Origin of the sequence: Pseudonocardia sp. Ae150A_Ps1 (assembly GCF_001932315.1) — a bacterium.
Classification (GTDB): domain Bacteria; phylum Actinomycetota; class Actinomycetes; order Mycobacteriales; family Pseudonocardiaceae; genus Pseudonocardia.
Genome location: NZ_MCIJ01000001.1, coordinates 3,181,631 through 3,208,590, shown reverse-complemented (window position 1 = coordinate 3,208,590; position 26,960 = coordinate 3,181,631). Strand labels below are relative to the sequence as shown.

Annotated in this window: 28 protein-coding genes, 1 tRNA gene and 1 pseudogene; 15 read left to right on the top strand and 15 right to left on the bottom strand. The window is 74.4% G+C overall.

Going from position 1 to position 26,960, the window contains the following annotated elements; genetic code table 11:
- Window positions 1-51 precede the first annotated feature (51 nt).
- Window positions 52-1,461: a helix-turn-helix domain-containing protein gene (locus Ae150APs1_RS14840; RefSeq protein WP_060722379.1), complete on the bottom strand. Its 1,410-nt coding sequence runs from the start codon at window positions 1,459-1,461 to the stop codon at window positions 52-54.
- Between the two features lie 193 nt (window positions 1,462-1,654).
- Here Ae150APs1_RS14840 and Ae150APs1_RS14835 point away from each other — a divergent pair, with 193 nt between their 5' ends.
- From Ae150APs1_RS14835 to Ae150APs1_RS14825, 3 genes are all read left to right on the top strand, one after another.
- Window positions 1,655-3,178, top strand: coding sequence for an aldehyde dehydrogenase family protein (locus tag Ae150APs1_RS14835; protein ID WP_010225684.1), 1,524 nt, complete (start codon window positions 1,655-1,657; stop codon window positions 3,176-3,178).
- Complete coding sequence (locus tag Ae150APs1_RS14830) at window positions 3,178-3,615, top strand: DUF779 domain-containing protein (protein WP_010225686.1); 438 nt, start codon at window positions 3,178-3,180, stop codon at window positions 3,613-3,615. The genes Ae150APs1_RS14835 and Ae150APs1_RS14830 overlap by 1 nt, the downstream gene beginning before the upstream one ends.
- A gap of 73 nt (window positions 3,616-3,688) precedes the next feature.
- Window positions 3,689-4,279: a cysteine hydrolase family protein gene (locus Ae150APs1_RS14825; protein ID WP_010225687.1), complete on the top strand. Its 591-nt coding sequence runs from the start codon at window positions 3,689-3,691 to the stop codon at window positions 4,277-4,279.
- Window positions 4,280-4,309: 30 nt separating this feature from the next.
- Here Ae150APs1_RS14825 and Ae150APs1_RS14820 read toward each other — a convergent pair whose 3' ends face one another.
- From Ae150APs1_RS14820 to Ae150APs1_RS14810, 3 genes are all read right to left on the bottom strand, one after another.
- Window positions 4,310-5,056, bottom strand: a complete 747-nt coding sequence (locus Ae150APs1_RS14820) for a Sir2 family NAD-dependent protein deacetylase (protein WP_249266347.1) — start codon at window positions 5,054-5,056, stop codon at window positions 4,310-4,312.
- Between the two features lie 101 nt (window positions 5,057-5,157).
- Entirely contained in the window at window positions 5,158-5,475 is a 318-nt protein-coding gene (locus Ae150APs1_RS14815; protein WP_168170535.1) for an antibiotic biosynthesis monooxygenase, read from the bottom strand.
- A gap of 10 nt (window positions 5,476-5,485) precedes the next feature.
- Window positions 5,486-5,839, bottom strand: a complete 354-nt coding sequence (locus Ae150APs1_RS14810; protein WP_010225690.1) for a hypothetical protein — start codon at window positions 5,837-5,839, stop codon at window positions 5,486-5,488.
- Between the two features lie 23 nt (window positions 5,840-5,862).
- Here Ae150APs1_RS14810 and Ae150APs1_RS14805 point away from each other — a divergent pair, with 23 nt between their 5' ends.
- The gene (locus Ae150APs1_RS14805; protein ID WP_249266346.1) at window positions 5,863-6,684 is read left to right on the top strand and encodes an alpha/beta hydrolase; all 822 of its coding nucleotides are present in this window, start codon (window positions 5,863-5,865) and stop codon (window positions 6,682-6,684) included.
- Window positions 6,685-6,691: 7 nt separating this feature from the next.
- Here the strand turns inward: Ae150APs1_RS14805 and Ae150APs1_RS14800 are convergent, their stop codons facing one another.
- Together Ae150APs1_RS14800 and Ae150APs1_RS14795 are read right to left on the bottom strand one after the other, a co-directional pair.
- Window positions 6,692-7,189: a 2'-5' RNA ligase family protein gene (locus Ae150APs1_RS14800; RefSeq protein ID WP_075298216.1), complete on the bottom strand. Its 498-nt coding sequence runs from the start codon at window positions 7,187-7,189 to the stop codon at window positions 6,692-6,694.
- Window positions 7,189-8,052 (bottom strand): A/G-specific adenine glycosylase, encoded by an 864-nt coding sequence (locus Ae150APs1_RS14795; protein ID WP_010224965.1) that lies wholly within the window; start codon window positions 8,050-8,052, stop codon window positions 7,189-7,191. The genes Ae150APs1_RS14800 and Ae150APs1_RS14795 overlap by 1 nt, the downstream gene beginning before the upstream one ends.
- 386 nt (window positions 8,053-8,438) lie before the next feature.
- On the opposite strand from Ae150APs1_RS14795, the gene Ae150APs1_RS32825 reads away from it, so the two are divergent.
- The gene (locus Ae150APs1_RS32825) at window positions 8,439-9,236 is read left to right on the top strand and encodes a hypothetical protein (protein WP_139316920.1); all 798 of its coding nucleotides are present in this window, start codon (window positions 8,439-8,441) and stop codon (window positions 9,234-9,236) included.
- A 9-nt stretch (window positions 9,237-9,245) separates the two neighbouring features.
- On the opposite strand, the gene radA is transcribed toward Ae150APs1_RS32825, so the two are convergent.
- Together radA and Ae150APs1_RS14780 are read right to left on the bottom strand one after the other, a co-directional pair.
- Complete coding sequence (gene radA / locus Ae150APs1_RS14785) at window positions 9,246-10,622, bottom strand: DNA repair protein RadA (protein WP_075298211.1); 1,377 nt, start codon at window positions 10,620-10,622, stop codon at window positions 9,246-9,248.
- Complete coding sequence (locus Ae150APs1_RS14780) at window positions 10,619-11,356, bottom strand: copper chaperone PCu(A)C (protein ID WP_075298209.1); 738 nt, start codon at window positions 11,354-11,356, stop codon at window positions 10,619-10,621. The genes radA and Ae150APs1_RS14780 overlap by 4 nt, the downstream gene beginning before the upstream one ends.
- 374 nt (window positions 11,357-11,730) lie before the next feature.
- Between Ae150APs1_RS14780 and Ae150APs1_RS14775 the strand changes: the two genes are divergently transcribed.
- The 3 genes from Ae150APs1_RS14775 to ispF are packed head-to-tail and all read left to right on the top strand — an operon-like array spanning window position 11,731 to window position 13,410.
- Window positions 11,731-12,222 carry a CarD family transcriptional regulator gene (locus Ae150APs1_RS14775; protein WP_075298207.1) on the top strand — a complete coding sequence of 164 codons (492 nt, stop codon included), beginning with the start codon at window positions 11,731-11,733 and terminating at the stop codon, window positions 12,220-12,222.
- A 1-nt stretch (window position 12,223) separates the two neighbouring features.
- On the top strand, window positions 12,224-12,925 hold the full coding sequence (ispD, locus tag Ae150APs1_RS14770; protein ID WP_075298205.1) for a 2-C-methyl-D-erythritol 4-phosphate cytidylyltransferase: 702 nt from the start codon (window positions 12,224-12,226) through the stop codon (window positions 12,923-12,925).
- Entirely contained in the window at window positions 12,922-13,410 is a 489-nt protein-coding gene (ispF, locus tag Ae150APs1_RS14765; protein WP_075298203.1) for a 2-C-methyl-D-erythritol 2,4-cyclodiphosphate synthase, read from the top strand. Before ispD ends, ispF begins: the two co-directional genes overlap by 4 nt.
- On the opposite strand, the gene Ae150APs1_RS14760 is transcribed toward ispF, so the two are convergent.
- On the bottom strand, window positions 13,401-13,826 hold the full coding sequence (locus tag Ae150APs1_RS14760) for a VOC family protein (RefSeq protein WP_033199692.1): 426 nt from the start codon (window positions 13,824-13,826) through the stop codon (window positions 13,401-13,403). The genes ispF and Ae150APs1_RS14760 overlap by 10 nt on opposite strands.
- 67 nt (window positions 13,827-13,893) lie before the next feature.
- Between Ae150APs1_RS14760 and cysS the strand changes: the two genes are divergently transcribed.
- Window positions 13,894-15,285 (top strand): cysteine--tRNA ligase, encoded by a 1,392-nt coding sequence (gene cysS / locus Ae150APs1_RS14755; protein WP_075298201.1) that lies wholly within the window; start codon window positions 13,894-13,896, stop codon window positions 15,283-15,285.
- A gap of 4 nt (window positions 15,286-15,289) precedes the next feature.
- On the top strand, window positions 15,290-16,267 hold the full coding sequence (gene rlmB, locus Ae150APs1_RS14750) for a 23S rRNA (guanosine(2251)-2'-O)-methyltransferase RlmB (protein WP_060574608.1): 978 nt from the start codon (window positions 15,290-15,292) through the stop codon (window positions 16,265-16,267).
- Between the two features lie 90 nt (window positions 16,268-16,357).
- Here the strand turns inward: rlmB and Ae150APs1_RS14745 are convergent, their stop codons facing one another.
- Genes Ae150APs1_RS14745 through Ae150APs1_RS14735 form a run of 3 tightly spaced genes read right to left on the bottom strand, consistent with a single transcriptional unit; the run spans window position 16,358 to window position 19,087 of the window.
- Window positions 16,358-17,203 (bottom strand): metal ABC transporter permease, encoded by an 846-nt coding sequence (locus tag Ae150APs1_RS14745; protein WP_010231433.1) that lies wholly within the window; start codon window positions 17,201-17,203, stop codon window positions 16,358-16,360.
- Window positions 17,203-18,027, bottom strand: coding sequence for a metal ABC transporter ATP-binding protein (locus Ae150APs1_RS14740; RefSeq protein ID WP_075298199.1), 825 nt, complete (start codon window positions 18,025-18,027; stop codon window positions 17,203-17,205). The genes Ae150APs1_RS14745 and Ae150APs1_RS14740 overlap by 1 nt, the downstream gene beginning before the upstream one ends.
- A gap of 4 nt (window positions 18,028-18,031) precedes the next feature.
- Window positions 18,032-19,087, bottom strand: a complete 1,056-nt coding sequence (locus Ae150APs1_RS14735; protein ID WP_170918090.1) for a zinc ABC transporter substrate-binding protein — start codon at window positions 19,085-19,087, stop codon at window positions 18,032-18,034.
- A gap of 162 nt (window positions 19,088-19,249) precedes the next feature.
- Between Ae150APs1_RS14735 and Ae150APs1_RS14730 the strand changes: the two genes are divergently transcribed.
- The 4 genes and pseudogenes from Ae150APs1_RS14730 to Ae150APs1_RS32810 all read left to right on the top strand — a co-directional run bounded on the left by Ae150APs1_RS14730 (window position 19,250) and on the right by Ae150APs1_RS32810 (window position 22,739).
- Window positions 19,250-20,353 (top strand): LacI family DNA-binding transcriptional regulator, encoded by a 1,104-nt coding sequence (locus Ae150APs1_RS14730; RefSeq protein ID WP_010231441.1) that lies wholly within the window; start codon window positions 19,250-19,252, stop codon window positions 20,351-20,353.
- The gene (locus tag Ae150APs1_RS32820; protein ID WP_212567212.1) at window positions 20,347-20,778 is read left to right on the top strand and encodes an MOSC domain-containing protein; all 432 of its coding nucleotides are present in this window, start codon (window positions 20,347-20,349) and stop codon (window positions 20,776-20,778) included. Before Ae150APs1_RS14730 ends, Ae150APs1_RS32820 begins: the two co-directional genes overlap by 7 nt.
- A gap of 12 nt (window positions 20,779-20,790) precedes the next feature.
- Window positions 20,791-21,198, top strand: a pseudogene (locus Ae150APs1_RS32815) (MOSC domain-containing protein); the annotation flags it as partial.
- A gap of 278 nt (window positions 21,199-21,476) precedes the next feature.
- Window positions 21,477-22,739, top strand: coding sequence for a transglycosylase domain-containing protein (locus Ae150APs1_RS32810; RefSeq protein WP_083680139.1), 1,263 nt, complete (start codon window positions 21,477-21,479; stop codon window positions 22,737-22,739).
- Between the two features lie 7 nt (window positions 22,740-22,746).
- On the opposite strand, the gene otsB is transcribed toward Ae150APs1_RS32810, so the two are convergent.
- From otsB to Ae150APs1_RS14705, 3 genes are read right to left on the bottom strand one after another with little or no spacing between them, the layout of a single operon-like run.
- Entirely contained in the window at window positions 22,747-23,505 is a 759-nt protein-coding gene (otsB, locus tag Ae150APs1_RS14715) for a trehalose-phosphatase (protein WP_075298195.1), read from the bottom strand.
- Window positions 23,502-24,920 carry a trehalose-6-phosphate synthase gene (locus Ae150APs1_RS14710; protein ID WP_075298193.1) on the bottom strand — a complete coding sequence of 473 codons (1,419 nt, stop codon included), beginning with the start codon at window positions 24,918-24,920 and terminating at the stop codon, window positions 23,502-23,504. Before Ae150APs1_RS14710 ends, otsB begins: the two co-directional genes overlap by 4 nt.
- 53 nt (window positions 24,921-24,973) lie before the next feature.
- Window positions 24,974-26,464: a threonine/serine exporter family protein gene (locus Ae150APs1_RS14705; RefSeq protein WP_075298191.1), complete on the bottom strand. Its 1,491-nt coding sequence runs from the start codon at window positions 26,462-26,464 to the stop codon at window positions 24,974-24,976.
- A 169-nt stretch (window positions 26,465-26,633) separates the two neighbouring features.
- On the opposite strand from Ae150APs1_RS14705, the gene Ae150APs1_RS14700 reads away from it, so the two are divergent.
- Window positions 26,634-26,708, top strand: a tRNA-Thr gene (locus tag Ae150APs1_RS14700).
- Window positions 26,709-26,960 lie beyond the last annotated feature (252 nt).

Here is a 26,960-nt window from a genome sequence, read left to right as displayed (position 1 = left end):
TCACCGAACGCCCGGCCGGGACTCCCGGCCGGGCGTTCGGCGTTCCCGGGGTCAGAGTTCGTCGTGCCGCGGGTCGTCGGCCGGGAGGGCGATGCGCAGGCGCCGGCGCACCTCGTCGTCCCCCTCGCCGGAGCGCAGCAGCGCCCACAGCGCGTCCGGGTCACCGGAGCGCAGCACCGCGGACCGCGTCGAGACGAGCAGGTGCTCGCGCTCGGCCCGGACGGCGGGCGACTCCGAGGTCGGCAGGAGGGGGCCGCGGGCGGCCTCGGCGGCGGCGTCCCGGACGAGTCCGTCCCGCAACGCCTCCTGCAACCGCAGGAAGTCGGCGTCGACCCGCGCGGCGAGCCGGTACGGCTGGGTCCGGACGAGATCCTCCCCGACCTGCCTGCGCAGCCGGTGCATCTCGGCGCGGACCGTGATCGGGCGCCCGTCGTCGCCGTAGAGCGCGACGGCGAGCTGCTCGGCGGTCATCCCCTCCGGACGGAGGGCCAGCAGGGTGAGGACCTCGGCGTGCCGCAGGCCGAGCCGGACGGGACGGCCGTCGCGGTGCACCACCGGGGTGCGGGCCCCGAGGAACGGCAGGGTCAGCGCCGGCCGCACGGGCTCCTCCGCGGAGGGGACCCGCAGCAGCCAGCCCTCGCCGAGCGGTTCGACGAATCCCTCCACGCCGCCGTCGAGCAGCACCCGGTCACCCCGTTCGGGCAGCGCGATCCGTTCCGGGACGCGGGCCGACGGCGTCGCCGCCAGCACCCGTCCGTGCGGTGAGAGCAGCGCGCCCGGGGTGGCCCCGAGCCGGGCGAGATGGGGCAGGTTGGTGTCGCGCAGCCGTCGGTCACGACGCTCGGTCAGTGCCGCGAGCCGGTGCTCCGCGAGCCGGGCGGCCGCGGTGACCAGGGACAGCGTCATCGGGTGGAAGGTCTCCTCCGGCCCCGTGACGTCGACGACGCCGATCTGCCGCCCGGTCTCCGGGTCGTGCACGGGCGCGGCGGCACACGTCCACGGGTGGTAGGCGCTGACCAGGTGCTCGGCCGAGTGGATCCGGACCGGCCGGTCGTCGGACAGCGCGGTCCCCATCGCGTTGGTGCCGATCGTGTCCTCGCTCCACCGGGTGCCCTCGACGAGCTCGACCCGCTCGGCGCGGCGCAGCACGTCGCGCGCGCCCTCCCGCCAGAGGATGTGGCCGCGCTCGTCGGTCACGATCATCATGTGCCGGGACTGCTCGGCCGCCTCGACGAGCGTGTCCCGCAGCACCGGCAGCGTCGGTGCGAGCGGGTGTCCGGCGCGCAGCTCGGCGATCTCGCCGGGGTCGTAGGTGTGCCGGGGCCGCGCCCGTTCCGGGTCGACGGCGGCGGCGAGCGACCGTGACCACGACTCGCGGATCTCCGGGCGCACCCCGGGGCCGGGCGCGCCGCCGAGCGCGGCGTCCCGCGCGCGCTCCAGGCCGGCTCGCAGTGTGGTCACGGTACTCACCTTACGGTTAGCCCAGGCTTACCTGAATCGAAACCGCTGGATCGGCACTGACCCTCGGGTCAGGTTCCGCATCTGCGTGCAACTCTCGTGCAACCCCCACCTTCCTAGTGTCGGGCGTCACGCGCAACGTGCGTCACGCACAGCGCTCGGTTCGACGAAGCACCCCATACGGGAAGGACCAACGATGGCCATCTACGCCGCCCCGGGTCAGCCGGACAGCGTCGTCTCGTTCAAGCCTCGCTACGACCACTTCATCGGGGGCGAGTACGTCGCGCCGGCGAAGGGCCAGTACTTCGAGAACCCGACCCCGATCACGGGGCAGAACTTCACCGAGGTCGCCCGCGGCACCGCCGAGGACGTCGAGAAGGCTCTCGACGCCGCGCACGGTGCGGCACCGGCCTGGGGCAAGACCTCGGTCACCGAGCGGGCCAACATCCTGAACAAGATGGCCGACCGCATCGAGGCCAACCTCGAGAAGGTCGCCATCGCCGAGTCGTGGGAGAACGGCAAGGCCTGCCGCGAGACCCTCGCCGCCGACATCCCGCTCGCGATCGACCACCTGCGCTACTTCGCCGGTGCGATCCGCGCGCAGGAGGGCTCGCTCTCCCAGATCGACGAGGACACGGTCGCCTACCACTTCCACGAGCCGCTGGGCGTGGTCGGCCAGATCATCCCGTGGAACTTCCCGATCCTCATGGCGATCTGGAAGCTGGCCCCGGCACTGGCCGCCGGCAACGCGGTCGTCCTGAAGCCGGCCGAGCAGACCCCGGCGTCGATCCACGTGCTGCTCGAGCTGGTCGCCGACCTGCTCCCGCCGGGCGTCCTGAACATCGTCAACGGCTTCGGCGTCGAGGCCGGCAAGCCGCTGGCGTCGAACAAGCGCATCTCGAAGATCGCCTTCACCGGTGAGACCACCACCGGCCGGCTGATCATGCAGTACGCGTCGGAGAACCTGATCCCCGTCACCCTGGAGCTGGGTGGCAAGAGCCCCAACGTCTTCTTCGACGACGTCGCGGCGCAGCAGGACGCGTTCTACGACAAGGCGCTCGAGGGCTTCACCATGTTCGCCCTCAACCAGGGCGAGGTCTGCACCTGCCCGTCGCGTGCGCTGATCCAGGGCGGCATCTACCAGGACTTCCTGGAGCAGGCCGTCAAGCGGACCGAGCAGGTCAAGCAGGGCAACCCGCTCGACACCGACACGATGATCGGTGCGCAGGCGTCGAACGACCAGTTCGAGAAGATCCTGTCCTACATCGACATCGGCCGGCAGGAGGGCGCCAAGGTCCTCACCGGTGGCGAGAAGGCGGACCTGGGCGGCGACCTCTCCGGCGGCTACTACATCAAGCCGACCGTGTTCGAGGGCAACAACGCCATGCGGATCTTCCAGGAGGAGATCTTCGGGCCGGTCGTGTCGGTCGCGAAGTTCACCGACTACGACGACGCCATGAAGATCGCCAACGACACGCTGTACGGCCTCGGCGCCGGCGTGTGGAGCCGCGACGCGGGTACCGCCTACCGCGCCGGCCGCGACATCCAGGCCGGCCGGGTGTGGGTGAACAACTACCACGCCTACCCGGCGCACGCGGCCTTCGGTGGCTACAAGCAGTCCGGCGTCGGCCGTGAGAACCACAAGATGATGCTGGACCACTACCAGCAGACGAAGAACGTCCTGCAGAGCTACTCGCAGAACGCCCAGGGCTTCTTCTGATGGGTCGGCCGGACGGCGCCACCACTCCCGACCAGGCCCCGGAGGTCGCGGGGTCGGGGACGGAGCGGGTGGCGCTGACCCCGGCGGCCGCCGAGCTGCTGGTGAAGCTCACCGACCTGCACGGGCCGCTGATGTTCCATCAGTCCGGCGGCTGCTGCGACGGTAGCGCCCCGATGTGCTACCCGGACGGGGACTTCAAGCTGGGCAACTCGGACGTCCACCTGGGGGATCTCCGGGTGGAGGGCCTCGAGCGGCCCATCGGCTTCCACATGTCGGAGTCGCAGTTCCAGTACTGGAAGCACACCCACCTGACCGTCGACGTCGTGAAGGGACGGGGCAGCGGGTTCTCGGTCGAGGCGCCGGAGGGCGTCCGGTTCCTGATCCGCTCCCGGCTGTTCAGCGACGACGAATGGCGGGCACTCGAGAACCAGAGCTGACCATCACGGGCCCGGGGACGCGTTCCCGGGCCCGTGGTGTGTCGGCACCGTGTCGTCACCAGGGAGGACACCGATGTCCGATCCGCACACCCTGCGCGGGCTGATGGGGCTGCCGGCCGAGCCGGCCCCGCTGTCCCGGTCCGCACTGATCATGATCGACCTGCAGAACACCTACACCGAGGGTGTGATGCGGCTGGAGAACGTCGAGCCGGCGCTCACCGAGGCCGCGACCCTGCTCGACCGGGCCCGGTCGGCCGGGGCGAAGGTGATCCACATCCGGCACGACGCCGGTGAGGGCAGCCCGTACGACGTCACCGCCCCGATCGGCGCGATCCACTCGTCGGTCGCGCCGCGCGACGGCGAGGCGGTCGTGACGAAGAACTTCCCGAGCGCGTTCGTGCACACCGGCCTGGCCGACCTGCTGGAGGGTTACCAGGACCTGGTGCTCGCCGGGTTCATGACGCACATGTGCGTCAACTCCACCGCCCGCAGCGCGTTCAGCAGTGGGTACGTCCCGACCGTGGTGGCCGCCGCGACCGCGACCCGCGACCTGCCGGGGGTGGACGGGACCGTCCCGGCCGCCCAGGTGCACGACGCGGCACTGGCCGGGCTCTCGGACCTGCCGAGCATCGTCGTCCCGGACAACAAGTCCGTCCCGGACTGACCTCGACGCCCCCGCCCCCCGGGGCGGGGGTCAGGGCCGGAGCGCCTCGTCGATCGCGGTGAGCGTGGCCGCGGCGGGGGCGGGGATGCCGGTCCCGCGCCCGTGCCGCACCTCCGGCTCCCGGACGTTGATCCGGACCAGCGCACCCGTCGCGGCCGAGGCGAGCTCCGAGCGCCGGCGCACCGTGGGCAGGGCCGTCCCCGCACCGAGTTCGACGACGACGACCCCGGACCGGTGCGCGGCCAGCCAGTCCACGTGGCGCTGCAGGGACGGCGCCGCGTGCGAGTCGTCCCACCCGCCGTCGCCGAACATCAGGATCGCCGGCCGGGCGAGCCCGCCGCAGCCGGGACAGCGGGGCAGCTCGCCGACCGCCCGCATCGTGTCCTCGTCGACCTCGACCGCCGCGCCGCCGGCCGGCCACACCCCGTACCCGCACAGCCGCAGGCACTGCAGGTGGTGGATGGAGCCGTGCACCTCGGCGACGTCGCCGGGCCGGAACCCCGCCCGCTGGAACTGGCCGTCCACGTTGGACGTGAACACGTTCGCCGGGACGCGCTCCGACCAGCGGCGGAGCACCGCGAACCCGGCGTGCGGGATGGTGGCCCGGTACAGGTTCAGCCGGTGCCCGTAGAACCCCCAGGCGAGGGCGGGGTCCTCGGCGAAGTGCTCGGGATCGGCGAGCTCCTCGAAGCGCAGGCCCAGCCGGGCGTAGGGCGGGTAGGCCCGCCAGAAACCCTCGCCGCCACGGAAGTCCGGCAGCCCCGAGTCGACGCCCATCCCGGCGCCCGCCGTGATCAGCAGCGCGCCGGCCGAGGCGACGGCGGCGGCCGCCGCGGCGATCTCCTCGGGGAAGGCCGCGGCGACCTCGTGGGCCTCGATCAGGACTCTGCCGCGATCTTCTCGAGGTCGACGACCTCGAACTCCAGCAGGGACGCGCCCTTCGCGACGGGCTGCGGCGAGCGCTGTCCGGCGTGCGCCTCGGCGGCCGGTCCCTCGCGCCAGGCCTGGAACGCCTCCTCGGTCTCCCAGTGGGTGACGACGAAGTACCGGTCGTCCCCGGCAGTCGGGCGCAGCAGCTGGAACGAGATGAAGCCCGGCTGCCCGTCGACGGCGTGCAGGCGGTTCGCGAACCGCTTCTCCAGCTCCGGCCCGGCGTTCTCGGGAACCTCGATCGCATTGATCTTCACAACGGCCATGCCGTCCACGCTAGCCCCCACCGGCCTCGTCGACGCGCATGCGCCAGGCGTCACCGACGAGCTCGGCCAGCCGGTGGACGTCGACCCGCTCCAGATGCAGCAGCACCAGGGGGAACGTCCGGTAGGCGGGCTCGGCGGAGAACAGCTCGGGCTCGCCGAGCAGCAGGGCCTGCTTCTCCGCCTCGTCCCCGACGTAGAGCACGGCGATGTCGGTCCGCAGCACCCGGCGGCGTCCGGGGACCCGCTGCGGGTAGGACCACACGAAGCCCTTGCCGCCCACCCGGAAGTCGAACCCGTCGCTGGGGTTCTCGACGGCGCCGTCCAGACCGAGCGCGATCCGGCGGACGTCGTCGGAGTCGGCCATGGCGAGAGCCTACGGTCGATCCCGTGCCGACAGTGACCTCCTCGGACGGTGTCGATCTCGCCGTCACCGGCTTCGGTGGTGCCGGGCGCCCGGTCGTGCTGCTGCACGGGCTGATGAGCTGCGCCGCGAGCTGGGAGCCGCGGGTGGCGGCCCTGACCCCGTACGGCCGGGTGCTGGCCCCCGACGCCCGCGGTCACGGCCGCTCCGGACGCCCCGGGGCCGCCGGACCGGCCGGCGCCGATCCGGCCTGGTCCCCCCGGCGGCTGGCCGGCGACGTCGTCCACCTGCTCGAACGCACCGGACCGGCGGCGCTGGTCGGCCACTCGATGGGCGGGATCTCCGCGCTGCTGGCCTCGCTGAGCAGGCCGGACCTGGTGACGGCCGTCGTCGCCGAGGACCCGCCGCTGGACCTGACCGGGGTGCCGCCGAGCCTGCTCGACGACATGCGCACCTGGTTCACCGCGGTCGCGGGGCCGCACCCGTCGCGGGCGGAGCTGGAGCGGGTACTCGGCGGGCCGAGCCCGGAGGTCGGCGTGCACATGGGACGGTGCGCCGTCCGCCGCGACGACGGCTGGTGGCTCGCCTGCGACGTCGCCGACGCCATGGAGATCGCCGCGCACTGGACCCGGGAACCGCTGCTCGACGCGGTGTCCGCCGTCCGGGTGCCGCTGCTGGTCGTCGAGGCGGGGGAGTCGGTAGCGCCGCCGGGGCAGCTGGAGCTCCTGGCGACCCGGGTGGCGGGTGCCCGGCACGTCCGGCTCCCGGGGACCGGGGACCTCGTGCACGACACGGCACCGGAACGCTGGAGCCGAGAGGTCACGGCGCTCCTCGCCGCGACCGGGTGAGGTGCGCTCAGGCCTCGGCGAGCACCGCGGTCTCCCCGGTGCGGGTGTCGTGCAGCTCCACCGCGACGATCCGCGCCCGCACCGGAGCGGCGGGGTGGAGCAGGCGGAACGCCTCCGCCGGCCGTCCGGCCGCCAGCACGACGTGCGGCAGCCACGACCCGGGCAGGTGTGCCGCGTGCGCTCCCCGGACCCGGCCGGCCAGCGCGTCGTGCACCGCGGTGTGCACGGCGAGCACCTCCGGATCGGTGACGGCGGCGAACACCAGCGCGTCGTCGTCGCCGGTGACGGAGCCGAGCGTGGCCAGCCACAGCGCCGGGAGGGCGACCGTGCGCAGCTCGGCCGCGAGCGCGTCGCGTGCCGGGCGGCCGAGGGTCCCCGCCGCGGCGACCGTCACGTGCGGGGTCCCGGAGGCCGCCGGTACCCCGGCCGCGGCGAGCCGCTCGCGCAGCGCGGCCAGGGCGGTGACGGCGGCCGGGTCGAGCCGGAACCGGACGACCGCGGGCATCAGACGGGGAGGGCGAAGCGGCCGTCGTCGGTCTGCTCGGCCAGGCCGTCCACCAGCAGCGAGTGCAGGCAGCGGTCGCGCTGTCCCGCGTCGGTCCAGACCGCGTCCAGGGCGGCCCGCTCGACCGGGCCGGGTGCGGTCCGCAGGACGTCCATGAGCTTGCCGCGGACCTGCCGGTCGGTCCCGGCGAAGCCCTGCACCGGCTTGCGCGGGCCGTCGTAGGCGGGCTTCCCCGCGGCGACCCAGGCGCAGGTGTGCGCGACCGGGCAGTCCGCGCAGCGCGGCGACCGCGCGGTGCAGACGACCGCGCCCAGCTCCATCAACCCGGCCGAGACGACGGCGGCCTCGGCGTGCCCGCCGGGCAGGAGCGCGTCGACGTCGGCGAGGTCGGCCCTGGTGCGCGCCGGGCCGGCGTCGCCCTGCCCGTGCACGGCCCGGGCGACCACGCGCCGGACGTTGGTGTCGACCACCGGTGCGCGCAGTCCGTAGCCGAACGCGACGACCGCCCGCGCGGTGTAGGAGCCGATCCCGGGGAGTGCCTCGAGCGCCTCGACGTCGTCGGGCACGGCGTCGCCGTGCTGCCCGGCGATCGCCGCCGCGGCGTCGTGCAGCCGGATCGCCCGCCGCGGGTAACCGAGCTTGCCCCAGGCCCGCAGGACCTCCGAGCGCGGCGCGGCGGCCAGCGACGACGGCAGCGGCCAGCGCTCCATCCAGTCCAGCCAGATCGGCTCCACCCGGGCCACCGGGGTCTGCTGGAGCATGAACTCGCTGACCAGCACCCCCCACGGGGTCGTCTCGGGGCGCCGCCACGGCAGGTCGCGGGCGTGTGCCCGGAACCACGGGGAGATCAGCTCGGCCAGCACCGCACCAGTGTCGCGCGACCCGCCGGACGGCCCCGGGCGGCCCCTGGTGCGTGGCGCCCGGTCACTACCGCGGGGACGGCGCGCGCGCCCGTCACGACCGGGTCGCGTCCGGGTCGCGTCCGGGGGGGAGGAGGCGTGGGCCGGCGCGGTACCCGTGGACGGTCGGCCGATCACGGTCGGTCGACGGCGGCCACGGACGGGGCCCGCCGCGGGTCGACCGTCCGGAGTGGAGCACCGCGGGATCGCGACATCCTGTCGGCAGATCAGGAGCCGATCACTCCGGTGGGGGTGTGAGCGCTCCCTCTGGCGGGTGGAACTGCGCCGGTGTGTCCGGATCCGGCGCGGCGCCGACGACATCGAGTAGTCGCCGATCTACCGTCAGTGACGTGATGGACCCGGTGGGACCCCTGCCGGCGTCGGTGTACTGGCGTCGGCGCGCTGTCGCGGTCGGCGCGGCCCTGGTCGCGCTCTTCGCGCTGCTGTGGCTGTCGACGTGGCTGCTGCTCCCCGGCGGCTCCGACGCTCCCACCGACCCCGCAGCGCAGTCCACACCGGACACCCGAGCGGCACTCCCCGGAACGGCGGCCCCGGCATCCCCGGCCCCGGGCGCCCCGCAGACGCCGCTCCCCGCACCCGCCACTCCCGGAGCTCCCCCCCGGGGACACGGCGGGGGCGTCCCCCGGGCCCGCGACCCCGGACGCGGGCCCGGGGGACGAGACGGTCCGGCCGGACGACACCCCCGGCCGTCGGTGCTCGTCCCCCAGGCCGGACCGTCGCCGCCGACCGGCCCGGTGCCCTGCTCCGACGGGATGATCGAGGTCCGGTCCGAGACCGGGCAGCCGAACTACCCGGCCGGGGCCCGGCCCGAGCTGCGGCTGGTCGTGACGAACACGTCCGGCCAGCCCTGCGTGCGCGACCTCGACGGCGCGGAGCAGGAGATCGCCGTCTGGAGCGGCGACGGCGCGCAGAAGCTGTGGTCGTCGAACGACTGCGTCAACCCCGCCACCGACGACCTGCGCACGCTGGTCCCGGGCCAGCCGGTGGCGTTCGCGGTGACCTGGAGCGGGCTCGGTTCCGAGCCGGGCTGCGGTGCGGAGCGGGACCGGGTGACGCCCGGCGGGTACCGGGTGCTCGCCCGCCTCGGCACGGTCGTCAGCGAGCCCGCGCCGCTGCTGATGGGCTGAGCGGGCGGCTCAGCGCATCCGCTGCATGATCTCCTTCAGCGAGGTCGCCTCGGTGATCCGCATACCGGTCGAGCCGACCTCGGAGCCGGCCGGGACGATCGCGTTGGTGAAGCCCAGCCGGGCCGCCTCGGCCAGCCGCCGTCCGACGCCGTGCACCCGGCGCAGCTCACCGGCCAGGCCGAGCTCGCCGAGGACGACCAGGTCGGCGGGCAGTGTCACGTCCCGCCGCGCGGAGACGACGGCGAGCGCGACTGCGAGGTCGGCCGCCGGCTCGGTGATCTTCATGCCGCCGACGGTCGCGGTGTAGACCTCCGCGTCGTGCAGCTTCAGCCCGCCCCGCCGCTCGACGACGGCGAGCAGCATCGGGACCCGTGAGGCGTCCAGACCCGTCACCGCGCGCCGCGGGCTGGGGATGTTGGCGCCGGCCACGAGGGCCTGCACCTCGGCGAGCAGCGGACGCCTGCCGTCCATCACGACGGTGACGGCCGTCCCCGGCTGCACGCCCTCGGCTCCCTGCCCGAACCGGCCCACGAACAGGCCCGACGGGTCGGGGAGCCCGACGATGCCGGAGTCGCGCAGCTCGAAGCAGCCGACCTCGTCGGCCGGTCCGAACCGGTTCTTCACCCCGCGCACCATCCGCAGGGCCGAGTGCTTGTCGCCCTCGAAGTGCAGGACGACGTCGACGACGTGCTCCAGCACCCGGGGGCCCGCGATGCCGCCGTCCTTGGTGACGTGGCCGACCAGCAGCACGGCCAGGCCGCGTTCCTTCGCGAGCGCGGTCAGGCCGACCGTCACCGCGCGGGTCTGGGTGACCCCGCCCGGGGTCCCGTCGACGCTCGCCGTCGACATGGTCTGGATCGAGTCGACGACGAGCAGCGACGGCTTCAGCTGGTCGACGTGCCCGAGCACCGACTCGAGGTCCGACTCGGCGGCGAGGTAGAGCTCGTCGTGCACGCCGCCGGTCCGCTCGGCGCGCAGCCGCACCTGGCCCGCGGACTCCTCGCCGGAGACGTAGAGGACCCGCGAGCGTGCCGCGGCCTGTGCAGCGACCTCCAGCAGCAGCGTGGACTTGCCGACGCCGGGCTCACCGGCCAGCAGCACCACGGCGCCGGGGACGAGGCCGCCACCCAGCACCCGGTCGAGCTCCTCGACCCCGGTCGGCCGGGCCCGCGACGAGTCCAGCTCGACGTCGGCGATCCGCCGGGCCGGCGTGCTCGGAGCGCCCGCGACGACGGTGCGCTGACCGCCCGCCCGCGGGGCCTCGACCTGCTCGAGCGAGCCCCACGCCTGGCAGTCGGGGCACCGCCCCACCCACTGCGCGGTGCGCTGGTCGCACTCCGTGCAGCGGTAGCCGCCCGAGCGGGCCGCGCGCGACCGCGGCGTCAGCTCCCGGCGGCGCCGCCCGAGCCGCTGCCCTCGTTGCCGGGCGCGGACTCGGTTCCCTCACCGCTCGGGACCGGGTTCGCCTGGTCGACCGGCGGGGCCTCGGCCTCGCCGCCGGTCTGGCCACCGACCCCGGTCTCGGCGCCGTTCGCACCGCCGCCGTGGCCGCCCTCGGCCTCGACGCGCTCCGGCTCGGCGCCGGGCCTGCCCTCGCCCGGGATCCCGGTCGGGACCGTGACGGTGATCGATCCGGCCCGCTCGAAGACGAACGTCATCGGCACGTCGCCGCCGGCGGCGATCGGCTGCCGCAGCCCCTCGAGGGTGAGCTGGAGGGGGCGGCTCGCGGTCGGCTGCAGCTCGCTGGTGCCCACCGCGACGAGCGCGATGTCCTGGGCCAGGACCCGGTCGCCGCCGACGGCGACCGAGCCGGCCGCCGGGCTGCTGACCGAGACCAGGCGGTCGGCGGTGGCTCCGGTGTTGATCAGGGTGGCGCGCACCGGCGCCGCGGTGCCGCGGGCGTAGAGCGCGGCCTCGCTCGCGGGGGCCTGCGGGTAGCCGATCTGCACGTCGCGCAGGTCGACGTCGCCGACCGAGGCGTTGAGGCCGTTGGTGGCGGCGACCTGCTGTGCGGTCTGCGAGAGCTGGCCCGTCCCGCAGCCGCTCAGCAGGAGGCCGGACAGGGCGACGGCCCCGGCGACCCCGGCCAGGGTCCGGAGGGGGCGGCGGTTGCGGCTCACGGTCGGCGTGTCCTTCCTGCCGGCCGGGAACGGCTCCCGGCGCGCTGACGACGGATCTCGCGGAGGCGCGGCGCCCCGGAGGTGTGTTCCGGGCCGGCCGGAGCCGTCCGGGCACGGGAGCCGTGCGATCCGGCGTAGAGCCTAGTCTCGTACGGCCACCGGGTGCGCGGTCGGGCGGCCCCACCGGGTCGTCCGTCGCACGGCGGTGCGGCGGCGCAGTCCTCCCGCGGCCTCCCCGTGCGGCCGACGCACTCGCGGGGAACATGTTTTTGCGGCATTGTCAACCCCCTGACCTGCGACGACGGCGCCGACCGGCCACCGGCCACCGCGGGCGGCGTGTTAATCTGGACCCAGCGAAAGGGGCCAGAGGACACATGGTTTTCAAGGTCGGAGAGACTGTCGTCTACCCGCACCACGGTGCCGCTCTCATCGAGGCGATCGAGACTCGGACGATCAAGGGTGAGGAAGTTCAGTACCTCGTCCTCAAAGTCCAGCAGGGTGATCTGACGGTTCGTATCCCCGCCGACAATGTCGAGGTCGTCGGCGTCCGGGACGTAGTGGGTCAGGAGGGCCTGGATCGGGTCTTCGAGGTGTTGCGCGCGCCGCACGCCGAGGAGCCGACCAACTGGTCCCGCCGGTACAAGGCCAACTGGGAGAAGTTGACCTCCGGTGACGTGAACAAGGTGGCGGAGGTCGTCCGCGACCTGTGGCGCCGTGAGAAGGACCGCGGTCTGTCCGCAGGCGAGAAGCGGATGCTCGGCAAGGCGCGGCAGATCCTGGTCAGCGAGCTCGCACTGGCCGAGGGCACCGACGAGGAGCGGGCCGAGGTCCTGCTCGACGAGGTGCTCGCGACCGCGACCGCCTGACGTGGGCGAGCCGTCCTCCGGGGCGGACGTCGTCGCCGTACTGCCCGCCGCCGGTTCCGGCGAGCGCCTGGGTGCCGGTGTGCCCAAGGCGTTCGTCGAACTCGGCGGCGTGCCGATGCTGGTGCGCGCCGTCGACGGCCTGCTCGCGTCGGACGTGGTCGGGCACGTCGTGGTCGTCGTGCCCGTCGATCAGGTGAGCGGCGCCGCCGCGCTGCTTCCGGGGCGTCCGGTGACGGTCGTGCCGGGTGGTGCGGACCGCACCGCGTCGGTCGCGGCCGGGCTCGCCGTGACGGGGCCGGACACCGAGGTCGTGCTCGTGCACGACGCCGCGCGTCCGCTGACGCCGCCGGACGTCGTGCGACGGGTCGTGACCGCGGTGCGCGCGGGTACCCCCGCGGTGATCCCCGTGCTTCCCGTCTCCGACACCGTCAAGCAGGTAGACGCCGACGGCGTCGTCGTGTCCACGGTGGACAGGTCGGCGCTGCGTGCGGTGCAGACCCCGCAGGGTTTCCTGCCCGGCGTCCTGCGCCGCGCCTACGCGGGGTCGCCCGACCCGCGCACCGACGACGCCGGGCTGGTCGAGGCCGCCGGCGACCCGGTGTCGACCGTCGCCGGCGACCCGCTGGCGTTCAAGGTGACCACGGCGTGGGACCTGCGCATCGCCGGCCTGCTGCTCGCGGGGACCGCGGAGAGGATCGGATGAGGGTCGGGATCGGGACCGACGTCCACCCCGTCGAGGCGGGCCGCGACTGCTGGGTCGCGGGCCTGCTGTGGGACGGCGCCGACGGCTGCGCCGGGCACTCCGACGGCGACGTCGCGGCGCACGCGCTCTGCGACGCGCTGCTGTCCGCCGCCGGGCTCGGCGACCTCGGGGCCGTGTTCGGCACCGGGCGCCCGGAGTGGTCCGGCGCGTCCGGCGTGGCGCTGCTCGCCGAGGTCGGCAGGCTGCTCGTCCGCGACGGCTGGACCGTCGGCAACGCGGCCGTCCAGGTGGTCGGCAACGATCCCAAGATCGGGAAGCGGCGTGCCGAGGCGGAACGGGTGCTGTCCGACGTGGTCGGCGGCCCGGTGTCGGTCTCGGGCACCACCACCGACGGTCTCGGGCTCACCGGGCGCGGCGAGGGCCGTGCCGCCGTCGCGACGGCCCTGCTCCTCCCCGGCCAGGGACAGGCCCTCGGTCAGGGGTAGGCCTCCGCGGTCCGCCGCTGGATCTCCTCCGTGGTGAGGTCCCCGCTGCGCGACGCGACCATCCAGGCGTGACCGAACGGGTCGGCCAGCCGGCCGCCGCGCTCGCCGTACGGGTGGTCCGACACCTCGAAGATCACCCGCCCGCCGCCGTCGACGATCGCGGCGGCGACCGCGTCCGGGTCGTCCACGTACAGCGCGAGGATCACCGCGCCCGGGCCGGTGGGTGCCGGGTCGACCTCGTCGCCGTCCTTCACCGCCCAGACCGCGTCGCCCGCCCGCAGCAGGGCGTGCACGACGTGGCCGGAGCCGTCGGTGTAGCGCTCGACCAGCTCCGCGCCGAACGCGGCGGTGTAGAAGGCGATGGCCGCGTCGGCGTCGGACACGACGAGCCTGGGGTACAGCTGCTGAACACTCATGACGGACAGCTTGCCGCGGAGGCACCGCCCGTGTAGTGGACGAATCGGAGAGCCGTACCCTGGTGATGTGAGCCTCAGACTTCTCGACAGCGCGACCAGGGAGCAGCGTGCGTTCACGCCGCTGCGGGCCGGAGCCGTGTCGATGTACGTCTGTGGTGCCACCGTGCAGGGGCTGCCGCACATCGGCCACGTCCGCTCCGGTCTCAACTACGACGTGCTCCGCCGCTGGCTCGGCCGCAGCGGGTACGACGTCACCCTGGTCCGCAACGTCACCGACATCGACGACAAGATCCTCCGCAAGTCGGAGGCCGCCGGGCGTCCGTGGTGGGAGTGGGCGGCCACGCACGAGCGGGCCTTCACCGCCGCCTACGACGCCCTGGGCTGCCTCCCGCCGTCGGTCGAGCCGCGCGCGACCGGGCACATCACGCAGATGGTCGAGCTGATCGAGCGGCTGATCGAGCGCGGTCACGCCTACGCGGCGAACGGCGACGTCTACTTCGCCGTCCGGACGATGCCCGAGTACGGGACGCTGTCCGGCCAGAAGGTCGACGACGTCCACCAGGGCGAGGGCGAGGCCGGGGACAAGCGGGACCCGCTCGACTTCACGCTGTGGAAGGCCGCGAAGCCGGGCGAGCCGAGCTGGCTCACCCCGTGGGGGCACGGCCGTCCGGGGTGGCACCTGGAGTGCTCGGCGATGGCGACCGCCTACCTGGGCCCGGAGTTCGACATCCACGGCGGCGGCCTGGACCTGGTGTTCCCGCACCACGAGAACGAGCGGGCCCAGTCGCACGCCGCCGGTGACCCGTTCGCCCGGTTCTGGCTGCACAACGCCTGGGTGACCATGGGCGGCGAGAAGATGTCGAAGTCGCTGGGCAACACCCTGGCGATCGAGGCCCTGCTGCAGCGGGTCCGCCCGATCGAGCTGCGGTACTACCTGGTCGGCCCGCACTACCGGTCGGCGATCGAGTACTCCGACGCCGCGCTGGACGAGGCGGTCGCCGCGTACCGGCGGGTCGAGTCGTTCGTGAACCGGGTGCGGGAGCGGCACGGGCTGCCCGAGCCCTCCACCGAGCTGCCCGCCGAGTTCACCGCCGCGCTCGACGACGACCTGGGCACGCCGATCGCGCTCGGTGCGGTGCACAAGCTGGTGCGGGAGGGCAACACCGCCCTCGACGCCGGCGACGCCCGCACCGCGTCGCAGGCCGCGTCCTGCGTCCGCGCGACGACGGGCGTGCTCGGCCTCGACCCGCTGGCCGCCGGGGGCGCGGCCGACAACGCCGGCGACGCCGCCCGGCAGGCACTCGGCACCCTGGTCGAGTCGATGCTGGAGCGCCGGCAGGCGGCGCGTGCCGGGCGCGACTTCGCCACCGCGGACCGGCTCCGCGACGAGCTGCTCGCCGCCGGGATCGCCGTCGAGGACGGCGCCGGCGGCTCCACCTGGACATTGAAGGACGCATAAGAGCATGGCAGGCAATTCCAAGCGACGCGGTGCCGTTCGCAAGGAGGGCACGAAGAAGGGCCCGGTCATCGGTTCCGGCGGCCAGCCCCGGCGCTCGCTCCGCGGCAAGGGGCCGACCCCGTCCGGCGAGATGCGCCCGGGCCACCCCAAGCAGAAGGCGGCCGCCCGCCGCGACCGGCAGGACCAGCAGCAACAGCGCCGCCGTCCGGTCGCCGGGCGGCGCGGCGACGGCGAGGGCCCGGAGACCGTGCTCGGCCGCAACCCGGTCGTCGAGTGCCTCCGGGCCGGTGTCCCGTCGACGGCGCTGCACGTCGCCACCGGCATGTCCGCCGACGAGCGGGTCGCCGAGGCGGTCTCGCTCGCCGCGGAGCAGGGGATCTCGATCCTGGAGGTACCCCGCAACGACCTGGACCGGCTCACCGGCGGGGCGTTGCACCAGGGCCTGGCGCTGCAGGTGCCGCCGTACAGCTACGCGCACCCGGACGAGCTGCTCGAGGCGGCGGCCGACTCCGGCCGCCCGGCGCTGACCGTCGCCCTGGACGGGGTGACCGACCCGCGGAACCTGGGTGCGGTCGTCCGGTCGGTGGGGGCGTTCGGCGGGCACGGTGTCGTCGTCCCGCAGCGGCGCGCGGCCGGGATGACGGCCGTCGCGTGGCGGACCTCGGCCGGCACCGCGGTGCGCGTGCCGGTGGCCCGGGCGACGAACCTGACCCGGACCCTGCGCGAGTACGCCTCGGCCGGGCTGATGGTCGTCGGCCTGGCCGCCGACGGTGACGTCTCCCTCGACGAGTTCGACCTCGCCACCGGGCCGTTGGCGCTCGTCACCGGGTCGGAGGGCAAGGGCCTCTCCCGGTTGGTGCGCGAGACCTGCGACCTGACGGTGTCGATCCCGCTGGCCGGCCGGGTGGAGTCGCTGAACGCCTCGGTGGCCACCGGCGTCGTGCTCGCCGAGGTCGCGCGCCGTCGTCGTCTGGAGCGCTGAGCGCACCCCGTCGCCGCGCCAAGCACCCCGTCGCCGCGTCACGCACCCCTCGCAGCGGGTGCGCGGCGCAGTCACGGGGTGCGTGCCGGGTCAGGCCCGGACGGGGGCCCGCCCGCGGAGCCGGGCGATCACCCGGCACAGCACGTAGGCCACGAAGCCGATCGTCGCCACGTACGCCGACACCGGCACTCCGGGGGCGAGCGACAGGACCGTCCCGCCGACCAGCGCCACCTCGGCGATCACGATCGCGATCACCGTGGCGAGCACCGGGTTGGCGGTCACCCGGTTCGCCGCCGCCCCGGGAACGATCATGACCGCGAGCACCAGGATCGCACCGACGATCGGCACCGCCAGCGCGGTGACCAGGCCGATCAGCACCGCGAACACCAGCGACAGCGCCCGCACCGGGACACCGCGGGCGAGTGCGACGTCGGGATCGGTGCTGGCGAACAGCAGCGGCCGGTAGACCACGAGCAGGGTGCCCAGCACGAGCAGCGCGACGACGGCGAGCACCCACAGGTTGGTGCCGTCGACCGACACGATCGATCCCGTGAGCAGGCCGAACCGGTTCGCGGACCGGCCGTCGTACAGCGACAGGAACAGCACCCCGAGGCCGAGCCCGAACGCCATCACGACGCCGATCACCGAGTCCCGCTCGCGCTGCCGCAGGCCGAGCACCCCGAAGATCGTCGCGGCGACGACGGCCCCGACGACCGAGCCGAGCCCGACCTCGACACCGACGAGCAGCGCGGCCGCGCCGCCGGTGAAGGCCAGCTCCGCGGTGCCGTGCACGGCGAAGGCCATGCCGCGGCTGACGACCAGCGGGGTGAGCAGCCCGGCCACGAGGCCGAGCACCGCGCAGGCGATCAGCGCGTTCTGGACGAACGGCTCGCCGAGCAGCTCCGCGGTGCCGTCGAGGGAGAACAGCTCGTCCATCAGGCACCCCCCACCGGCAGCGTGTCGCCGTGGTGCTCGTGGTCCTCGGCGCCGACGACGACCAGCCGGTCCCGTACACGCAGCACGTCGACCTCGGTGCGGTAGAGCTCCGACAGCACCTCCGAGGTCATGACCTCCTCCGTCGGCCCGATCCGGAACCGGCCGTCGACCAGGTAGAGCACGCGGTCGACGAGCGGCAGCACCGGGTTGATCTCATGGGTCACGAACAGCACCGCGGTGTCGTCGGCCCGGCGGCGGTCCTCGATGAGCCGGGTGACGGTGCGCTGGTGTGAGAGGTCCAGCGACAGCAGTGGCTCGTCGCACAGCAGGACGGCCGGGTCCCCGACCAGAGCCTGCGCGACGCGGAGTCGCTGCTGCTCGCCGCCGGACAGCCGTCCGACGGGGGCGTCGGCGTACCCGGTCCCACCGACCTGCTCCAGCGCCCGGTCCACCTTCGCCCGCCGCTCCCGCCGGCCGCGCAGGCCCGGCCCGAACCGGTGCCCGTCCAGCCCCAGGCCGATCAGGTCGCGTCCGCGCAGCGGCAGGTCCGGATCGAGCGGCTGCTGCTGGGGCACGTAGCCGATCTCCGGGCTGCCCCGCCGCGGCGCCGCACCCGCCACCCGTACCTCGCCCTCGGACAGCGGCAGCAGGCCCAGCAGGACGCGCATCAGCGTCGTCTTGCCGGAGCCGTTCGGGCCGAGCACGGCGACGAACTCGCCGGGCGCGACGTCGAGGTCCAGGCCGGACCACAGGGTCCGGTCACCGAAACGCAGGCCCGCCCCGCGCAGTGAGAGCGCGGGGCGGGTGGTCGTTGCAGGGTGCACGGGATCAGCGTGCCAGCGCCGCGTTCAGCGCATCGAGGTTGGTGTTCATCCACTGCACGTAGTCGTCGACGCCGTCGGGCATCGTCTCCGACATCTCGACCACCGGGACGCCCGCCTGCTCGGCCGCGGCCCGGACCTGGTCGGTGCTCGCCGACTCGGTCTGGGTGTTGACGATCAGCGCGTCGACCGGCGGCTGGGTACGGAACAGGTCGAGCATCTGCGCGACGACGGCGGCGGGCGGGTCGGTGCCCTCCTCGACCGCCGACGAGAACTCCTGCGGCGTCGCGTTCTGCACCCCCGCTGTCTCGAGCAGGTGGTCGGGCACGGGCTCGGTCACCGCGACCCGTGCGCCGGGGTGGGCGCGGCCGATCTCGGTGGCCTTCGAGGTCAGCTGCGCGACCCCGCCGCCCACCGTCTGCGCGTTGCTGCGGAAGTACTCGGCGGCACTCGGGTCGATCTCGGCGAGCCGGTCGGCGATCTGCTGGGCGACCTTCTGCACGGTCGGCAGGCTGTACCAGACGTGCTCGTTGAACGCGCCGTGGTCGTGGCCCTCGTGCCCGGCCTCCTCGCCCTCGCCGGCGTGCGCGGCGTGCTCCTCGGGGCTCTCACCCGCGTGGGCGTCGCCCGCGCCGTGCGCGTGGTCGTGCCCACCGGCCTCCGCCGCCTCGGCGGCGCCCTCCAGCCCGGAGACCGCGACCGCGTCGACGACCGGGGCCCGGTTGCCCGACGCGTCGACCAGGCCGGTCATGAACGCGTCGTAGCCGCCGCCGTTGGTGACGATCAGCTGGGCGTCGCCGACGGTGGCCGCGTCGCCGGGGGTGGCCTCGTAGCCGTGCGGGTCCTGGTTCGCCGAGTCGATGATCGGGTCGACCTGGGCGTAGTTGCCGCCGACGGCCTTCGCGACGGCGCCCCAGGCGTCGGTGGAGGTGACGATCCGGACCTGGGGGGTGTCCGGGCTGGTGGGGGTGTCGACCTGGCCGGAACCGCAGGCGGACAGTCCGAGGGACAACGCGGCCAGCCCGGCCACGAGAGTGGCGGGCCGGAGCGGGGATCGGGACACGGACGGAGCTCCTATCAACATATCGGCATATCTTTATCGATAACCGTTCTCGATTCACTCTACCGTCGGACGACGCCCCCATCCCACGTCGCAGGGTGTGATCCGCGCAGGCCCGGACGGGGTGGACTTTCACGCCGGTGACGGCGCCGCTACCGTTCGGGGATGACCGGTCCCCAGCACCAGCGGCGCCCGGCGACGCTGGCGTCGCTGGCGGCCGAGCTCGGGGTCTCACGGACGACGGTGTCGAACGCCTACAACCGTCCCGACCAGCTGTCCGCGCCGCTGCGCGAGCGGGTGCTCGAGGCCGCCCGGCGGCTGGGGTACCCGGGCCCGGACCCGGTCGCGCGGTCACTCCGTACGCGCCGGGCCGGTGCGGTCGGTCTGCTGCTCACCGAGGCCCTCAGCTACGCCTTCCGCGACCCGGGTGCGACGGGCTTCCTCGAAGGGCTCGCGCTGGCCTGCGAGAAGGCCGGGACCGGTCTGCTGCTCGTGCCGGTGAGCCCCGAGCACTCCGACGTCGACGCCGTGTTCCAGGCCGGCGTCGACGGCTTCGTCGTGTACTCGGTCAGTGAGGACGACCCGCACTTCCGGGCCGTGCTGCAGCGCCCGGTGCCGACGGTCGTGTGCGACCAGCCGGCCGATGTCGAGGGCGTCGACCGGGTCGGTGTCGACGACCGCGCCGGCACGCTCGCGCTGGGCAGGCACCTGGTCGAGCTCGGGCACCGGCGGATCGGGGTGCTCTGCATGCGCCTCGGCTCGCGCCGGCACGACGGGCCGGCCGACCAGGCCCGGCAGGAGACGGGTTCCTACAGCGTGCAACGCGAACGCCTCGCGGGCCTGCGCGCGGCGTTCGCCGAGGCCGGTGTGGACTGGGCTGGCGTGCCCGTCATCGAGCGGTACGAGCACACCCTGGAGGCCGGTGCCGACGGCGCCGCCACCCTGCTCGACGCGCACCCGGGCATCACGGCGCTGGTGTGCACGTCCGACATCCTCGCCCTCGGCGCGCTCGGCGAGGCCCGCGAGCGTGGCCTGCGGGTCCCCGAGGACCTGTCGGTCGCCGGGTTCGACGGCGTCCCCGAGGCCGAGCGGGCCGGGCTGACCACGGTCCGCCAGCCGTTCCGGGAGAAGGGCCGGGAGGCGGGTCGCCTGCTGCTGGAGCGGGGCGACCGCAACGTCTCCGAGCACGTCGTCCTGCCCACCGAGCTGATCGTCGGCAGCACCACGCGGGCACTCCGCCAGTCCGGGGAGTTCTTCTCCGGGTGGTGACGCTGACCGGCCTGCGCCGGTACCCGGTCAAGTCCTGCCGGGGAGCCGACCTGCGACGGGCCGTGGTGGAACGGGCCGGTCTCGCCGGCGACCGCCGGTGGATGCTCGTCTCCGGCGACGACGGCCGGATGGTCACCGCGCGCACCCACCCGCGGCTGGTCCTGGCCGTGCCGCAGCCGGTCGTGGACGGCCTGGAGATCACCGGGCCGGACCTGCCCGCGCTGCGGGTGGCCGTGCCCGACCCGTCGCCGGGCGTCGAACCGGTGCGGGTGCACCGGTGGGAGACGGCGGGCGTGCGGGCCGGGGACGACGCCGACGCCTGGTTCTCCGAGCTGCTCGGCGAGAAGGTCCGCCTCGTGCACCTCGACGACCCGGACCGCCGTCGCCCGGATCCGGAGTTCGCCCGGGACGACGACCGGGTCTAGTTCGCCGACGGCTACCCGCTGCTGCTGACGTCGACGAGCAGCCTCGACGCGCTGAACGCCCGGGTCGCCGACGGTCCGCACGCCGGCGAGGGCCCGCTGCCGATGGTCCGGTTCCGCCCGAACCTGGTCGTCTCCGGTGCTCCCGCGTGGGCCGAGGACGGCTGGCGCCGGGTGCGGATCGGGGACGCGCGGTTCCGGGTCGTGAAGGGCTGCGCCCGGTGCGTGCTGACCACCGTGGACCCCGTGACGGCGGTGAAGGGCCGGGAGCCGATGGTCACCCTGGCCCGGCACCGACGGTTCGACAAGGGCGTCTGGTTCGGGATGAACCTCGTCCCCGACGACCCCGGGACGGAGCTGCACGTCGGTGACCCGGTCGAGGTCCTCGACGCCGCCGACCCGGCGGACGGGCCGCCGCGCTGACCCCGGGCCGGCGAGGCGCCGTCCGTCTCGTCGGTATCGTCGGGCCCGGGTCCCCCGTCCGGGTGGCCGGACGGACCGACGGGGAGGCTGCGCTGAACGACGCCGGCCCGCCCCGACGCCCGCGCCGCGGCCCCCCGCCCGGTCGCGCCTCCGCGCCACCACCCGGACGGTCCGCTCCGCCCCCTCCGGCACCGCCGCCTCCCGGGGCGCGGCCCGCCGGTCCGCCTCCTGCCGGGCCCCGCCCCGCCGGTCCGCCTCCGGCCGGGCCGCGGCGGTCCGTGCCGGGGTCCGGCCGGCCCGCACCGCAGCCGCCCGCAGGACCCGGCCGCGGTGCGGCCCCGGGAGCCGGCGCCGGGCGTGGGGCGGCGGGTCCCCGGGCCGGGCAGCGCGCCGCCGCCCGCCCGCCGTCGTCCGCCCCGCAGGCGGCGTGGCCCGTCGCGCCGCCGCCCCCGGACGTCTCCGGGGGGGACCGGGCTGACCGGCGGTCCCCGGATCCGGCGGACCTGCACCCCGCCGAGCGCCCCCTGCCCCCGCGCCGCGGCGGTCCGCGCCGGACCGGACCGCCACCGCGCCGGGGCGCGGCCCCGGACGCACGTCCCGGGATCGGCCGTGGCGCCCCGCGTCGCCCGCTCGAACCGATCGGCCCGCGCATCGCGGCGCTGCGGCGCCGCCTGCTCCCGCAGCGGGCCCCGGGTGCACCGGCGCCGTCGACACGGGCCCGGCTCCGCCAGGGCCTGCGCTGGGCACTCGTCGCCCAGGCCGTCCCGCTGATCCTGGTGCTGCTGTTCACGCTGGTCGACCCGCCGTACTCGATGTTCCGGCTGTGGAACTTCGGGCCGACCGTCGCGCAGTGGACCGACGCCGACCACGTGTCGCGCAACTTCCTGGTCGTCGTCATGGGGCAGGAGGACCAGCAGTTCCCCGAGCGGACGCTCGCGGTGGACTACGGGATGCAATGGGCGCGTGTGCAGGCCTACATGGACGGGACCGACGACCCGTCGGGATCGACCATCACCCAGCAGACGTCGAAGAACCTGTTCCTGTGGGGCGGGCGGTACCCGCCGCTCGAACCCGTGCGCAAGGCGCTGGAGATCCCGCCGGCGGAGACGATGGAACTGGTGATGCCCAAGCGCCGGATCCTGGAGATCTACGTCAACGTCGCGCAGTTCGCGCCGCGCGTCTACGGCGTGTGCGCCGCGTCCTGGTACTACTTCGGCAAGTCCAGCCGGGCGCTGAGCATCGACGAGTCCGCCCAGCTCGTGGGGCTGCTGCCGTCGCCGCTGCACGTGGAACGCGCCCCCGGCGGGGGCATGCGCTTCCTCGGGGACACCAACGGCAACGGTGCCGCTGATCCCGGCGAGCGCGGGTTCATCAGTGCGAAGGGCTACTGGCACGCCCGCGAACGCGCACCCCGCTGGTACAGCCAGATGGGCGGCGTCTCCGCGACCGAGGGCATCGGGATCGCCGGCAGCGCCTCCGACCTGCCCGCCGCCGACGACCCGTGCCGCGAGCCACCCGCCGCGCTGGCCGACCTCGACTGACCCCCGGTCAGCCGCGCAGCGCGGCCAGCCGCTCCAGGGCCCCCGCCATCTCCGGCGGGCCGGGGACCCGGTGCCGGGCCGCGGTGTCGCCGTCGCCGACCTTGATGCCGACGTCGCCGTCGCGCAGCACCCGGAACGCGGTCTCGTCGGTGACGTCGTCCCCGGCGAACAGCACCGTGTCGATCCCGAGCTGGTCACGCAGGACCTCGACCGCCGCGCCCTTCGTCGTCCGCAGCACGGCCAGGTCCAGCACGTCCTTGCCGGGGGTCGCGTCGATCCCGTCCCGGACCCATCCGGCCGCCACCCGCTCGAGCAGTGCGGCGCCGTCGGCCGGGTCCATCCCGCGGACGTGGACGGCCGCACCGGCCGGCTTCGTCTCCAGCCGGGAGCCCGGAGCGGCGTCGACGAGCTCCCGCAGGCCCGCGAGCAACGCCTCGCGCCGCTCCGCCTGCGCCGCGGTCAGCAGGCCGGTGCGGCCGAGGCGGGCGGCGACCTCGTCGTCGTACTCCGCCCCGTGGCTGCCGACCAGCCCGACCGGCGGGCCGAACCCGGAGACGGCCGCGAGGTCGTCGCGCCCGCGGCCGGACAGCATCACGACGGTCGTCGTGTCGTGCGCGGCGAGGCGCCGGACCGCCTCGGCGGACTCCGGCAGCGGCCGCGAGGCCGACGGGTCGTCCACCAGCGGCGCGAGGACGCCGTCGAAGTCCAGCGCGACGAGCAGTGCCCCCGCCGACGCCAGCCGGTCCAGGTCGGCGTCGAGGCTCACGGGGCCACCGTGACCCCGAGCGACTCGAGGAACCCGCGCGCCCAGCGGTCGACGTCGTTGTCGAGGACCTGCCTGCGCAGCGTCCGCATCCGTTTCGCGCCCTCGTCCGGGTTCATGGTCAGCGCCGCGTAGAGCGCCTCCTTGACCCCGTCGGTGTCGTGCGGGTTCACCAGCAGCGCGCTGGTCAGCTCGATCGCCGCACCGGCGAACTCGGACAGGACGAGGACGCCGCCGTCGTCGTGCCGGGAGGCCACGTACTCCTTCGCGACGAGGTTCATACCGTCGCGCAGCGGGGTCACGAGCATGACGTCGGCCGCCAGGAAGAACGCGACGAGCTCCTCGCGGGGCAGCGACCGGTGCAGGTAGTGGACGGCGGGGTGCCCGACCCGGGCGAACTCGCCGTTGAGGCGCCCGACCGAGAGCTCGATGTCGTCCCGCATCTGCTGGTAGTGCTCGACCCGCTCGCGGGACGGCGTCGCGAGCTGGATCATCACCGCGTCGTCGACCGTGATCCGCTCCTCCTCGAGGAGCTCGTGGAACGCGCGCAGCCGGACGTCGATGCCCTTGGTGTAGTCGAGCCGGTCCACCCCGAGCGCGATCCGCTCCGGGTTCCCGAGCTCCCGGCGGATCTGGGCGGCCCGCTCGACCACCTCGGGACGGCGGGACAGGGCGTCGAGGTGCTTCGCGTCGATCGAGATGGGGAAGGCGCCGAGCTGCACCCGCCGGTCGCCGTAGCGGACGATCTCGGGATCGCGGTCCGGTGCCGCACCGGTGAGCTCCTGGGCGAGCCAGTGGAAGTTGCGGACGCCGCCGTCGGTGTGGAAGCCGACCAGGTCGGCCCCGAGCAGTCCCTCCAGGATCCGGGTCCGCCACGGGAGCTGGCGGAACAGCTCGACCGGCGGGAACGGGATGTGCAGGAAGAAGCCGATCCGCAGGTCGGGGCGCAGCTCGCGCAGCCGGCCGGGGACGAGCTGGAGCTGGTAGTCCTGCACCCAGACCGTCGCGCCGTGCGCGGCGACCTTCGCGACCTCCTCGGCGAACCGCTGGTTGACCGTCGTGTAGGCGCGCCACCAGTGCCGGTGGAACTGCGGCTGCGCGACGACATCGTGGTAGAGCGGCCAGAGCGTGCCGTTGGAGAAGCCCTCGTAGTAGTCCTCGACCTCCTGGGCGGACAGGCGTACGGGGAACAGCGACAACCCGTCCTCGGCGAACGGCTCGACCTCGACGTCCGGAACGCCGGGCCAGCCCACCCAGGCGCCCTCCCGGGCCCGCAGCGTCGGCTCCAGCGCCGTGACCAGGCCCCCCGGGCTGCGCTTCCAGCCGGTGCTGCCGTCCGGCCGCCTTTCGTAGTCCACCGGCAGCCGGTTGGCCACCACCACGAGGTCCGCTGCGGTCACCGGTTCGCCGCTGGTCACATACCCTCCTCGACGCGCGGGCCCCGGGCTCGTCCCGCGGCCCGCCGCCGACCCTACTTCGAATCCTGCGACGCGGCCCCGTTCTCGGCGGCGCCGTCGGAGCCGGGGCCGAAGATGAACCCGCTGCTCGTGGCGGGGCTCGGTGCGTCGGTCGAGGTCGGCCGCTCCTCGGGCGTGCGCTGCGGCCGGGTCACGAACTGGCCCAGGGCCACACCGGCGGCCAGCGCGAGGCCGGTGGCGAGCGCGATCGTCACCGTCACCAGGCCTTCCGAGACCCCCTCGACGGCGAGCTGGTAGAAGCCCTGGTACGCGGCGAGACCGGGCAGCAGCGGGGTGACGCCGGCCAGCGTGACGACCATCGGCGGGGTGTCTGTGCCGCGCCGCAGCAAGCCGGCGGCCAGGCCGACGACGAGCGCCGCCAGACCGGTCGAGGTGATCGTGCCGAGCCCGACGATCTGGGTCATCGCCCCGTACACGGCCCAGCTGGCTGCGCCGACCGCACCGGCGATCGGCAGCGACTTCAACGGGGAGTAGCCGGCCAGCGCGTAGAACGCCGCGGCCAGCGCACCCGACACGACCGACAAGCCGAACTGCCCGACGCTCGACGGCAGGTCGCCGGAGACCTCGATGGTGACGTCGAACTGGAACCCGAGCTGGAGCCCGATGACGACGCCGGTCAGCAGCCCGGCCGAGAGCAGCGAGATCTCCACGACCCGGGCCGACGCCGTCAGGTAGTAGCCGGTCAGCGCGTCCTGCACGGTGCTGACCACGCTCAGCCCGGACAGCAGCACCGTGATGCCTGCCGCCACGATGAACGACGGCCTCGTCCCAGCGGGGAACAGGCCGAGCGAGATCAGCAGGATCGTCGACGCGGTGACCAGGAAGCCGCCGAGCGCCTGCTGGAAGAACGCGGCGACACCCAGGCGCGCCAGCAGCCGGCCGATCCGGTCGATGATCGCCGTCGTGACGAAGGCGGCCGTCGCCGTGATCGGGCCACCGCCGAGCAGGAGCGCAATGGATGCGGCCAGCCCGGCCCACCCGACCGTGGCGATCCAGCGCGGGTACGGGTGCGGGCTGCGCATGACGTCCGAGACCCGCGACGACGCCGCCCGGACGTCCAGTTTTCCCGCCTCGAGATCCCGGACGATCTCCTCGGTCTCCGCGAGCCGGGACAGGTCGAGCGTCCGGTAGCGGACCAGCCGCATGGTCGTGACCGGCTGGGCGGCGTTGCCGCGGTGGCAGCACATCGTGATCGAGGTGAAGGTGATGTCCACGTCCACGGCGGGCAGGCCGGCGGCGTTGGCCAGCCGCAGCATCGTCGCCGTGACCTCGTCGACCGACTCACCGGACGACAGCTCGATCTCGCCGATCCGCATGCAGAGGTCGAGGACCTGCTGCACCTGTGCGTCGTCGGGCACCTGGGGGCCGAGCATCAGCATCGGCACCGTCGACGGACCCGGGGTCAGCAGCCGTTTCGCGTCGCGTCGCAACGCTCCGCGCAACCGGCGTGCGAACCGGTCGCCCGTCGGCGTCTCCTCGGCCACGACCCCGTCACCTCCGTATGTCCTAGCGGTGCCTGCGCCTACAAGGCTAGGGCTGTGTCCCGGCACGGTGACGGGGGCTCCGCCGACCTCACACCCGGCCTCACATCGTGCGACGGCCGGGCAGGCCCGGAGGTTGCGACGACGGCTGCGGGTTAGGCTGGGATCACCCGCCGGTGTAGCTCAGTGGTAGAGCAACTGTCTTGTAAACAGTAGGTCGTCGGTTCGATCCCGACCTCCGGCTCCACGCCCGACCTGCACGTCCGCTGTTCCCGTTGATCGACAGGACAGATGTCGGGTCGTCAACCCCGGTCGGAGCCGGCCATGCGCTCACCCCGGCGCCGTCCGACGACGCTCTGTCATGTCGACCGGACGACAGTTGCGGATCCCACGAGGTCGAGGCGCCCGACACTCCCGCGCGGGGGACAGGTCTCGATTCCGATGTCCCGGCAATTCCCTGTTCTCGGCGCATCGACATGTCCGCTGCTTCGGGGGGGGG

Bases quoted from the DNA above. Each gene is read 5' to 3' on its own strand.
- Ae150APs1_RS14835 (WP_010225684.1), top strand. From the start codon at position 1,655: ATGGCCATCTACGCCGCCCCGGGTCAGCCGGACAGCGTCGTCTCGTTC.
- Ae150APs1_RS14830 (WP_010225686.1), top strand. From the start codon at position 3,178: ATGGGTCGGCCGGACGGCGCCACCACTCCCGACCAGGCCCCGGAGGTC.
- Ae150APs1_RS14825 (WP_010225687.1), top strand. From the start codon at position 3,689: ATGTCCGATCCGCACACCCTGCGCGGGCTGATGGGGCTGCCGGCCGAG.
- Ae150APs1_RS14820 (WP_249266347.1), bottom strand. From the start codon at position 5,056: ATGGGCGTCGACTCGGGGCTGCCGGACTTCCGTGGCGGCGAGGGTTTC.
- Ae150APs1_RS14815 (WP_168170535.1), bottom strand. From the start codon at position 5,475: ATGGCCGTTGTGAAGATCAATGCGATCGAGGTTCCCGAGAACGCCGGG.
- Ae150APs1_RS14810 (WP_010225690.1), bottom strand. From the start codon at position 5,839: ATGGCCGACTCCGACGACGTCCGCCGGATCGCGCTCGGTCTGGACGGC.
- Ae150APs1_RS14800 (WP_075298216.1), bottom strand. From the start codon at position 7,189: ATGCCCGCGGTCGTCCGGTTCCGGCTCGACCCGGCCGCCGTCACCGCC.
- Ae150APs1_RS14775 (WP_075298207.1), top strand. From the start codon at position 11,731: ATGGTTTTCAAGGTCGGAGAGACTGTCGTCTACCCGCACCACGGTGCC.
- ispF (WP_075298203.1), top strand. From the start codon at position 12,922: ATGAGGGTCGGGATCGGGACCGACGTCCACCCCGTCGAGGCGGGCCGC.
- Ae150APs1_RS14760 (WP_033199692.1), bottom strand. From the start codon at position 13,826: ATGAGTGTTCAGCAGCTGTACCCCAGGCTCGTCGTGTCCGACGCCGAC.
- rlmB (WP_060574608.1), top strand. From the start codon at position 15,290: ATGGCAGGCAATTCCAAGCGACGCGGTGCCGTTCGCAAGGAGGGCACG.
- Ae150APs1_RS14745 (WP_010231433.1), bottom strand. From the start codon at position 17,203: ATGGACGAGCTGTTCTCCCTCGACGGCACCGCGGAGCTGCTCGGCGAG.
- Ae150APs1_RS14730 (WP_010231441.1), top strand. From the start codon at position 19,250: ATGACCGGTCCCCAGCACCAGCGGCGCCCGGCGACGCTGGCGTCGCTG.